Annotated in this window: 1 protein-coding gene; it reads right to left on the reverse strand. The window is 39.1% G+C overall.

The annotated features are described in order from the left end of the window. Positions 1-427, reverse strand: a 427-nt coding sequence (locus G3A46_RS14070) for a hypothetical protein (RefSeq protein WP_165150770.1), incomplete at both ends; no start/stop codon positions are given.

The following is a 427-nucleotide window of genomic DNA, read 5'->3' on the forward strand; positions in this document are numbered from 1 at the left end:
TACTGTATTCAAATCCTGCACCTAGTGGAGCTGTAATTGAAATTTTACCTGAAGGTACTGCACACGTTGGTTGAACTACATCAGCAGTTGGTGTAGCTGGTGCATTTGGTACATCATTAATCGTTACAGATAAAGCTGTAGAAACACACGTAGGATCTGAAGTATTTCGAGCCGTTACACTATAAGTACCAGAGGTTAAGTTAATAAAGTCTACTGAAGCCTGATAGTTCGTACCATCAATACTGTATTCATATCCTGCACCTAATGGTGAAGTAATTGAAATTTTACCGCTAGGTGTTTCACACGTTGGTTGAACTACATCAGCAGTTGGTGTAGCTGGTGCATTTGGTACATCATTAATCGTTACAGATAAAACTGTAGAAACACACGTAGGATCTGAAGTATTTCGAGCCGTTACACTATAAGT

Origin of the sequence: Aequorivita sp. KMM 9714 (assembly GCF_011065475.1) — a bacterium.
GTDB classification, from domain to species: domain Bacteria; phylum Bacteroidota; class Bacteroidia; order Flavobacteriales; family Flavobacteriaceae; genus Aequorivita; species Aequorivita sinensis.